Raw genomic sequence first — 8,925 nt, 5'->3', positions numbered from 1 at the left:
CCGGCGTCCATGACTGAGGGCCACCGTCCCGCACCGCCGGCACCCTTGCCGCTCCCAGGGCGTCTCGATAGTCATCGTCAGTTCACCGCCCGAGCGGACGACGGCAACCACATGGACGCCGTCCAGGTCGACGATCGTGTCCGAGCGCGAGCAGTACGAATCGGACGTGGTGCAGCAGGTCACAGTAGGCTTGGTCAACGTCGAGGTCCTCGTGGAGCAGTGGCTTAGTCACTACTGATCCTGAGGGCCTCGACCTACGTCACCACGGACCCCGTGCGCATCGGCGCGTCACGCTCCTCCCACCGCAACTCTGATGAGCCACTATACCGGAGCGCATTCTTGTCGCTTTCGCCCGCGCGTGACGAAAGGCAATTCCCCATGAGCTTCTGGCCCTTGTTCCTCATTGCCCTCGGCGTGTCTGCCGACGCATTTGCCGTTGCGCTCGGCAAGGGCTTGCACATGAAGAAATTCAATCTTCGTCACGCGATCATCATCGCTGTGACCTTCGGGCTCTTCCAAGCCGTCATGCCGCTGCTCGGGTGGCTGCTGGGGACACAGCTCTCGGACTACATCACGAGCATCGATCACTGGGTCGCATTCGGGCTGCTCGCGGGTATCGGCGGGAAGATGCTGTGGGAGGCGTTCTCCAGCCATGAGGACACAGAGAAGGACAGTGATGCGCTCGACGTGCGTGAACTTCTGGTGCTCGCCGTGGCCACGAGCATCGACGCTCTCGCGGTCGGTATCAGCTTCGCCTTCCTCTCGGTCTCGATCGGCGGGGCGGCGACCCTGATCGGTGTCACCACCATGGTGACGGCCTTCGTCGGAATCGTGCTCGGGCGGAGGATGGGAGCGCGCTTCGGCGCCCCGGCAGAGATCGCGGGAGGCCTCATTCTCTGTTTCATCGGGCTGCACATACTGCTCGAGCACCTCGGCGTCTGGTGACGCACTCCCCTGCCGCGAGGTTCTAGCCGTCGTACGCGGCCTGCAGCTCGGCGACGCTCAGCTTGGTCATGCCCATGAGCGCCTGCATGACCCGGTTGCCCTTCACCGGATCGGAGCCTCCCATGAGCGTGCCCAGCACGCTCGGCACGACCTGCCAGGAGAGCCCGAACTTGTCCTTGAGCCATCCGCACTGCCCCGGTTCGCCGCCGTCCGCGATCAGGGAGTCCCAGAGGTGGTCGACCTCCTCCTGGTCCTGGGCCGCGACCGAGAGGGAGATGGCCGCAGTGAAGGGGAAGTCCTCACCGCCGTTGAGCGCCTGCATTCGCGTGCCGTCGAGGATGAAGTCGACCATGAGCGCCGTCCCCGCGGGCACCGGCGCACCCTCCCCGTAGCGAGAAGTGTTCACGATCGAGGAGTTCTTGAAGATCGAGACGTAGAGGTTCGCGGCGTCCTCGGCCTGGTCCGCGAACCAGAGGCAGGGCACGATCGAGTTCATGATGGGCTCCACGGTGTGCGGCGAGGAACAGCTGGAATCCCAGCCTATGCCCGTCGCCGGAATCGCGGAGGGCGAGGGTTACCCTGCCTGATCAGAGCGCGATGACGAGCGCCGTCGCGATGGCTGCGACGCCCTCGCCGCGCCCGGTGAGGCCCAGTCCGTCGGTCGTCGTGGCGGTCACCGTGACCGGGGCGCCCGCGGCCGCGCTGAGGACTGCCTCGGCCTCCGTGCGGCGGGAGCCGAGCCGGGGACGGTTGCCCACGAGCTGCACGGCGACGTTCCCGATCCGGAAACCGGCGGCGCGCGCCCGCGCCGCCGCCTCGGCCAGCAGGCTCGCACCGCTCGCGCCGGCCCACTCGGGGGCGCTGGTCCCGAAGTTGGAGCCGAGGTCCCCCAGGCCCGTCGCGGAGAAGATCGCGTCGGCCGCTGCGTGCGCGACGACGTCGGCGTCGGAATGGCCGGCCAGGCCGTTCTCCCCGGGCCAGAGCAGTCCCGCCATCCACAGGGCCCGCCCCTCGGCGGGGTCGGCAAAGGCGTGGACGTCGGAGCCGATCCCGATCCGGGGCAGCGCGGCGGGGGGTGCGGGGACTGCGGGCGCCGCGGCGTCGGACGCGGGCGTCACGGGTGAAGCGGTGTCCATCAGGTCTCCTCGGTCTGGACCAGGATCTGGGCGAGCGCCAGGTCCTGGGACGTGGTGATCTTCATGGCGCGGGCGTCTCCGTCGACGATCCACACGCTCTCGCCGAGCGCCTCCACGAGCGCCGAGTCGTCGGTCGCGGCGGTGGCCTCAGCCCCCGCACGCCCCGCGCCGGCGGCGTGCGCGCGCAGCAGCAGGTCCCACGCGAAGCCTTGCGGGGTCTGCACGGCGCGGAGGGTGGTCCGGTCCACGGTTCCGGCGACCAGCAGCACGCCGCCAGCGACGTCGGGGGTAGCAGCACCGTACGCAGCAGTACCGTGCGCAGTGGCGCCGAGCGCGGCCGGCACGGTGACAGCCGAGCCGGGCAGCGCGGCGTCGACCCGCTTGATCGTGTCAGTGACCGCCAGGCCCGGCACGACGGCCGAGTGGCCCGAGCGCACGGCGAAGATGATGCGCCTCATCATCGCCGGCGGAGCGAGGGGGCGGGCGGCGTCGTGCACGAGGACGACGTCGTAGACGCTCGCCGGGTCCCGCGCCTCGTCGAGCGCGGCCAGGCCGGCGGCGACCGACGCCTGCCGGCTCGTCCCACCCGGCACCACCTGCCAGGGCACGGTGAGCCCGGGCGCGGCCGCCAGCGCGGCGTGGAACGTGGCGAGGTGCTCGGCGGGCGCGGTGACGACGAGGCCTTCGATCTCACCGGTCGCGCACAGACGGCTGGCGGCGTGCCCCACGAGAGAGCACCCCGCCAGCTCGACGAGCGCCTTGGGATAACCGGCGCCCAACCTGCTCCCGGACCCGGCCGCCGTCAGGACGGCGACCGCTCCGGAGCTCATACGCAGGCCTCGATCGACCATGTCATCTGACCGAAACCGAGTGAGACGACACTGACGACGACGTCAGGACGCCAGAACCTCGTCAAGGATGGCTTCTGCCTTCTCTTCTTCCGTGTGCTCGGCGAGCGCGAGCTCGGAGACCAGAATCTGACGGGCGCGAGCGAGCATCCGCTTCTCGCCGGCCGAGAGTCCTCGGTCAGCGTCACGACGGGAGAGGTCACGAACGACCTCGGCCACCTTGATGACATCGCCCGAGGCGATCTTCTCGACGTTGGCCTTGTAGCGGCGCGACCAGTTGGTCGGCTCTTCCGTGTACGGAGCACGCAGGACCTCGAGCACTCGGTCGAGGCCCTCCTGCCCAACTACGTCGCGGACGCCGACGAGGTCGATATTCTCTGCCGGAACCTCGATGGTCAGATCTCCCTGAGTGACCTTGAGCTTCAGGTAGACCTTGTCCTCGCCGCGGATGGTGCGGGTCTTGATCTCTTCGATAAGAGCGGCACCGTGGTGCGGGTAGACAACTGTCTCCCCAACTGTGAACGTCATCTGTGGATGTCCCCTTTCGCGGAACCCCATCTTACCACGTCAGATCGTTGGAATTCCGCGCCCGACGTACTTTCTCACACGCGCACCCCGCCCGCTCGAGCGGTCCGCCGGCCTCTGATCTGCGAGGGACACCCGGCCCGCAGCCGTCCCCGCGACGGGCCAGTGTGTCGCGAACCATACGGAATTCACTTCGTGGAGGCAGGGCTCACGCACTAGGCTAGCGCCATACGGCCTGTTCCCTGCGTGTCCCCCCGCCTAGCTGTTGTGAGCGCGAGCCCCCTCGCAGCACCTGCCGCTCAGCGACATCCGGGACGATCCCGCAGCGTCACCGGGCAGCATGGACGCGGCCGTACGCCGGCGGACCTCTTGGGTCCGCAGGATGTCTATCCGCTTAAGCGTCAACACAGGAGTTCGAGTGATTCGTCAGCTGAAGAAGTCCCGAGCGGCACTGGTCGTCGGCGTGGTCGGGCTGGGCCTGGCCCTGTCCGCGTGCTCCCCTGCGACGACGAACAAGCCCTACGCCGCCTCCGACGGCATCCGTGCCACCCTGGGCGACTTCACTCTCGAGAACCTCTCGATCGTGACGTTGGGCAAGGGCGAGCCGGGCCAGCTGCTCGGCGGCGCGACCAACACCGCCTTCACGGCCGGCAGCGTGACCCTGACCTCGGAGGACGGATCTGTCAACATCCCCGTCCCGATCAAGGCGAACTCGACCGTCAACTTCTTCCAGGACGGCAAGGAGCTGGGGTTCATCGCCTCCGTCCCGGCCGCTCCGGGCCAGAACCTCACGGTCACCGTGACCGACCTCGACGGGCAGTCCAAGACGGTCTACGTCCCCGTGCTCGACGGCGCGTGGCCCGACTACGCGGACGCAGTCCCGACCCAGGGCTGACCGCTCAGGTCCCAGCAGCACGCCAGACGGCGTCGGCCCCCTTCGGGGAGCCGGCGCCGTCGTCGTATCCCCAAAAAACACCGCCGACCTCATGCCCCCTCGCCGAACTCGTGCCCCGTCGCCGAACTCGTGCCCCGTCGCCGAACTCGTGAGCCGTTTGCCGAACTCGTGAATCAGGCCCGTTTCTCCCCCGGGAACCCCGGTGGCTCACGAGTTCGGCGGCTTGCTCACGAGTTGGAGGGAGGGGCGGGTTTGGCGGGGTGGTTGGAGGTCAGGTCACCCGAAGCGGCCGGAGATGTAGTCCTCCGTCGCTTGCTGGGACGGGGAGGAGAACATCGTCGAGGTGTCGTCCATCTCGATGAGCCTGCCCGGCTTGCCGGTCCCGGCGATGTTGAAGAACGCCGTCCGGTCGCTCACCCGCGCGGCCTGCTGCATGTTGTGAGTGACCACGACGATCGTGTAGTCGTTCTTGAGCTCGGACATGAGGTCCTCGATCGCGAGCGTGGAGATCGGGTCGAGGGCCGAGCACGGCTCGTCCATGAGCAGCACATCGGGGCGCACCGCGATGGCCCGCGCGATGCACAGGCGCTGCTGCTGCCCGCCCGAGAGCGAGGACCCGGGACGTGCGAGGCGGTCCTTGACCTCGTTCCACAGGTTTGCGGCCTGCAGCGAGGACTCGACGAGGTCGTTCGCGTCGGACTTCGAGATCCGCTTGTTGTTGAGCTTGACACCGGCCAGCACGTTCTCCGCGATGGACATCGTCGGGAAGGGGTTGGGGCGCTGGAAGACCATGCCCACCTGGCGGCGGACCTCGACCGGGTCGACGTCGTCGGCGTAGAGGTTCTGGCCGTCCATGACCGCCTTGCCCTGGACCCGCGCGCCGGGGATCACCTCGTGCATGCGGTTGAGCGTGCGCAGGAACGTGGACTTGCCACACCCGGACGGGCCGATCAACGCGGTCACCGACCGCGCCTCGATCGTCATGGAGACGTCCTCGACGGCAAGGAAGTCGCCGTAGTAGACGTTGAGGTCGTTGACCTCGATGCGCTTGGACATGTGGAGCCTTTCTTTCTTCGCCGCCCCCAGCATGACTGGTTCGACGGTACGTGCGGGGCCGAGCGGACGGTGCGTGCGGGGAGAACCCTCAGCGGGCGGCCTTCGGGGAGAAGAACTTGCTGACGAGGCGGGCGATGAGGTTGAGCACCATGACGATGAGGATGAGGGTCAGCGCCGCGGCCCACGCCCGGTCCACACCGGCCCCGCCCTGGGAGTACTGGTTGTAGGCGTAGACCGGCAGCGTCGTCATGAGCCCGTCGAAGAGGTCCCAGTTGACCTTGGTGATGATGCCGACCGTGAGCAGCAGCGGTGCGGTCTCGCCGATCACGCGGGCGACGGCGAGCATGACGCCGGTGACGATTCCGGCGATCGCGGTGCGCAGCACCACCTTGATGATGGTGAGCCACTTGGGCACACCGAGCGCGTAGGCAGCCTCGCGCAGCTCGTTGGGAACCAGGCGCAGCATCTCCTCGACCGACCGGATGACGACCGGGGTCATCAGCAGGGAGAGCGCGACGGCGCCCATGATGCCCGCCCGGTAGGCCGGCCCGAAGATCAGCGTGAACAGCGAGAAGGCGAACAGGCCCGCCACGATCGAGGGGATGCCGGTCATGACGTCGACGAGGAAGGTGATCCCTCGGGCCATCGGGCCGCGGCCGTACTCGACGAGGTAGATGGCGGTGAGGATGCCGATGGGCACCGAGATCGCGGCCGCGGCGGCCGTGATGAGCACCGTCCCGATGATGGCGTGGTAGACGCCGCCCTCGGTCATGTCACCGAAGACGCCGACCATGTTCGTGTTGAGGAAGGTCAGGCTGAAGACCTTGGACCCCTTGGACACCACGGTCCACAGGAGCGAGATCAGCGGGACGAGCGCGAGCCCGAAGGCGAAGGTGACGAGCGTCGTCGCGAGCCGGTCGGTGGCCCACCGCGGTCCCTCGACGATCCTCGACCAGGCGGTCAGCCCGACGAGGTAGAAGACGGCGGCCAGCGCCACGACCGAGGCGAAGCTCGGGGTCCCGGCGACGAGGGTCACGAGGAAGGCCAGGACGAGGGAGCCTCCCGCGGCTGCCCAGGGCGCCCACGGCTTCAGCCGGGAACGCCGGGCCGTGCCCGACGCCGCGCCGCGCCCGGGCGGCGCGGGCGCAGCCGGGGTGGAGCTGAGGGGAAGAGTCGTCATCAGTTGGCTCCTGAGAACTCGCTGCGGCGGGAGATGATCCACCTGGCGAACATGTTGACTACGAGCGTGATCACGAACAATGCCAAGCCGGTCGCGATGAGCGCGCTGACCGAGAGACCTGAGGCCTCGGGGAACTTGGCGGCGATGTTCGCGGCGATCGACTGGTGCTGCCCCGGCTCGAGCAGGAAGAAGGAGTAGAGGAAACCGGGCGAGAGGATCATCAGCACGGCCATCGTCTCACCGAGCGCGCGGCCCAGGCCGAGCATCGAGGCGCTGACCAGGCCGGAGCGGCCGAAGGGCAGCACGGCCATGCGGACCATCTCCCAGCGGGTCGCGCCGAGGGCGAGGGCAGCCTCCTCGTGCAGGCGCGGCGTCTGCAGGAACACCTCGCGCGCCACGGCCGTGATGATCGGCAAGATCATCACGCCCAGCACGATCGAGGCGGTGAGGATGTTCTTGGCCGGCGGCTGGTATCCCGCGAAGAGCGGGATGAAGCCGAGCGAGCTGGTCAGCCACTCGAAGATCGGGTTGAGCACGGGCGCGAGCCACAGCGCGCCCCAGAGGCCGTAGACCACCGAGGGGATCGCGGCCAGCAGGTCGATGATGTAGCCCAGACCCTGCGCGAGGCGCCGGGGGGCGTAGTGCGAGATGAACAGCGCGATCCCGACCGACAGCGGCACCGCGATGAGCAGCGCCAGCACAGAGGCCAAGAGGGTGCCGAAGATCAGCGGGCCCACGTAAGAGAGCAGCGAGTCCGCCTTGAACCAGGAGATCTCTTGGAGCTCGGCGGGGGAGGCCGTCAGCGCGGGCCAAGCCCGCAGGATGAGGAAGCCGGCGACGGCAGCGAGGGTCACCAGGATCGTCAGTCCAGCGGCGGTCGACAGCCACTGGAAGAGACGTCCGGCGATCCCACCCTTGCTGCGCTTCACGGCAGGTTCATCCTCTGATGTCAGCTTGGTGGTCTTGGCGGGGCTAAGAACAGCCACGGGAACTCCGTCAGCTCGGTTGTGTGGAGGTGGTGCGAGTCAAGCGGTGGTGCGGGTCGCGCTTGTGATGCAGGGGCCGCACCCGGGGTCTCCCCCGGATGCGGCCCCGGAACTGCTGTGTCAGCTCTTGACGGTGATCGAGTCGATCGCCGCCTGGACCTCGGTGCGCAGCGCGTCGGAGATCGGAGCCGATCCGGCGACCTTCGCGTCGGAGGCGAGCTCCTGGCCCTCGGGGCTGGCGATGTAGCTCAGGAACGCCTTGATGTTCGCGGCGTCCGCGGCGTCGTCGTAGGTCGAGCAGGCGATCGAGTACGAGACGAGGACGAGCGGGTAGGTCCCAGCCTCGGTCGTGGTGCGGTCGATCTTGACGACGAGGCGCTTGTCGGTCGCGTCGTCGGCCCGCGGGGAAGCGTCGACGACCTTGGCCGCGGCCTCGGTCGAGAACGGCACGTAGGCGTCGCCGACCTTGAGCGCGACGGTCCCGAGGTCACCGGCGCGCGAGGCGTCGGCGTAACCGATGGCACCCTCGGCTCCGGTGACGGTGTCGATGAGGCCGGAGGTCCCGTTGCCGGACTGCGTGCCCGAGATGGGCCAGTCGTCGCTGGCCTCGTGGGTCCACACGCCGTCGGACGCCTTGGCCAGGTAGTCCGTGAAGTTCTTCGTCGTGCCGGACGCGTCGGACCGGTTGACCGGGATGATCGCGAGGTCGGGGAGCGTCGTGCCCTCGTTCTCGGCCGCGAGCGCGGCGTCGTTCCAGTTCGTGATCTGGCCGCTGAAGATCTTGGCGATCGTCGAGGCGGACATGTTGATGTTGGCGGCGTCGACCCCGGGGAGGTTGTAGACGACAGCGATCGGGCTGATGTAGAGGGGCAGCTCGATAGCCTCTCCGCCGAAGCAGCGGTCGACGGCGGACGTGACCTCTTCGGGCTTGAGTGCCGAGTCGGAGCCGGCGAACAGGATGCCGCCGGCGAGGAACTGCTCACGACCGGCAGAGGAGCCGCCGCCCGCATAGCTGACGGTCACGTCGGGGGCGGTCTCGCCGAACTTCGCGATCCAGCCGCCCATGGCCTTCTCGACCGAGGTGGCACCTGCGCCGGCAAGGTTGCCGGAGAGGTCTGCGGCAGCCTCGGTGGTAGCCGCGTCCTTACCTGCGTCGGTCGTCTTGCCCGACGTCGTGGCGTCGGCACCGCATGCGGTGAGGGTTGCTGCGAGTGCTCCGACCAGCGCGATGCTGGCGAGGCTGCGGTTGTTCACACGCTTCACTGTCTTACCCATCCTCAAGTCTTCGGTCACAGCAGGTTCTGCGATCACCGATGACGCTAGGCACCCCGAGTGACGCCGCGAGGTGCCGAGG

Annotated in this window: 10 protein-coding genes and 1 pseudogene; 2 read left to right on the top strand and 9 right to left on the bottom strand. The window is 68.3% G+C overall.

The genetic code is table 11. The features are described from left to right. Nucleotides 1-198: pseudogene (locus BLQ50_RS18795) on the bottom strand (hypothetical protein); the annotation flags it as partial. 180 nt (nt 199-378) lie between these two features. On the opposite strand from BLQ50_RS18795, the gene BLQ50_RS04730 reads away from it, so the two are divergent. After that, entirely contained in the window at nt 379-945 is a 567-nt protein-coding gene (locus tag BLQ50_RS04730) for a manganese efflux pump MntP (protein ID WP_093181554.1), read from the top strand. Between the two features lie 22 nt (nt 946-967). On the opposite strand, the gene BLQ50_RS04725 is transcribed toward BLQ50_RS04730, so the two are convergent. From BLQ50_RS04725 to BLQ50_RS04710, 4 genes are all read right to left on the bottom strand, one after another. Continuing rightward, nucleotides 968-1,441: a VOC family protein gene (locus tag BLQ50_RS04725; RefSeq protein ID WP_093181552.1), complete on the bottom strand. Its 474-nt coding sequence runs from the start codon at nt 1,439-1,441 to the stop codon at nt 968-970. Between the two features lie 91 nt (nt 1,442-1,532). After that, a complete protein-coding gene (ispF, locus tag BLQ50_RS04720; RefSeq protein ID WP_093181551.1) occupies nt 1,533-2,081 on the bottom strand; it encodes a 2-C-methyl-D-erythritol 2,4-cyclodiphosphate synthase in 549 nt (182 codons plus the stop codon). Then, nucleotides 2,081-2,911 carry an IspD/TarI family cytidylyltransferase gene (locus tag BLQ50_RS04715; RefSeq protein ID WP_093181549.1) on the bottom strand — a complete coding sequence of 277 codons (831 nt, stop codon included), beginning with the start codon at nt 2,909-2,911 and terminating at the stop codon, nt 2,081-2,083. Before BLQ50_RS04715 ends, ispF begins: the two co-directional genes overlap by 1 nt. A gap of 63 nt (nt 2,912-2,974) precedes the next feature. Continuing rightward, entirely contained in the window at nt 2,975-3,457 is a 483-nt protein-coding gene (locus BLQ50_RS04710; RefSeq protein ID WP_093181547.1) for a CarD family transcriptional regulator, read from the bottom strand. 415 nt (nt 3,458-3,872) lie between these two features. On the opposite strand from BLQ50_RS04710, the gene BLQ50_RS04705 reads away from it, so the two are divergent. Beyond that, nucleotides 3,873-4,349, top strand: coding sequence for a hypothetical protein (locus BLQ50_RS04705; RefSeq protein WP_093181546.1), 477 nt, complete (start codon nt 3,873-3,875; stop codon nt 4,347-4,349). A gap of 276 nt (nt 4,350-4,625) precedes the next feature. On the opposite strand, the gene pstB is transcribed toward BLQ50_RS04705, so the two are convergent. The 4 genes from pstB to BLQ50_RS04685 all read right to left on the bottom strand — a co-directional run bounded on the left by pstB (nt 4,626) and on the right by BLQ50_RS04685 (nt 8,834). Beyond that, nucleotides 4,626-5,405: a phosphate ABC transporter ATP-binding protein PstB gene (pstB, locus tag BLQ50_RS04700; protein WP_093181544.1), complete on the bottom strand. Its 780-nt coding sequence runs from the start codon at nt 5,403-5,405 to the stop codon at nt 4,626-4,628. An 88-nt stretch (nt 5,406-5,493) separates the two neighbouring features. Then, nucleotides 5,494-6,585, bottom strand: a complete 1,092-nt coding sequence (gene pstA, locus BLQ50_RS04695) for a phosphate ABC transporter permease PstA (protein ID WP_093181542.1) — start codon at nt 6,583-6,585, stop codon at nt 5,494-5,496. Then, a complete protein-coding gene (gene pstC / locus BLQ50_RS04690) occupies nt 6,585-7,538 on the bottom strand; it encodes a phosphate ABC transporter permease subunit PstC (protein ID WP_425424077.1) in 954 nt (317 codons plus the stop codon). Before pstC ends, pstA begins: the two co-directional genes overlap by 1 nt. Nucleotides 7,539-7,691: 153 nt before the next feature. Further along, on the bottom strand, nt 7,692-8,834 hold the full coding sequence (locus BLQ50_RS04685) for a phosphate ABC transporter substrate-binding protein PstS (protein ID WP_245700902.1): 1,143 nt from the start codon (nt 8,832-8,834) through the stop codon (nt 7,692-7,694). Nucleotides 8,835-8,925 lie beyond the last annotated feature (91 nt).

The sequence above is a fragment of the Sanguibacter gelidistatuariae genome (assembly GCF_900096585.1).
GTDB lineage: Bacteria > Actinomycetota > Actinomycetes > Actinomycetales > Cellulomonadaceae > Sanguibacter > Sanguibacter gelidistatuariae.
The sequence above is the reverse complement of the archived record's forward strand: the minus strand, read 5'-3'. Positions and strand labels throughout refer to the sequence as shown.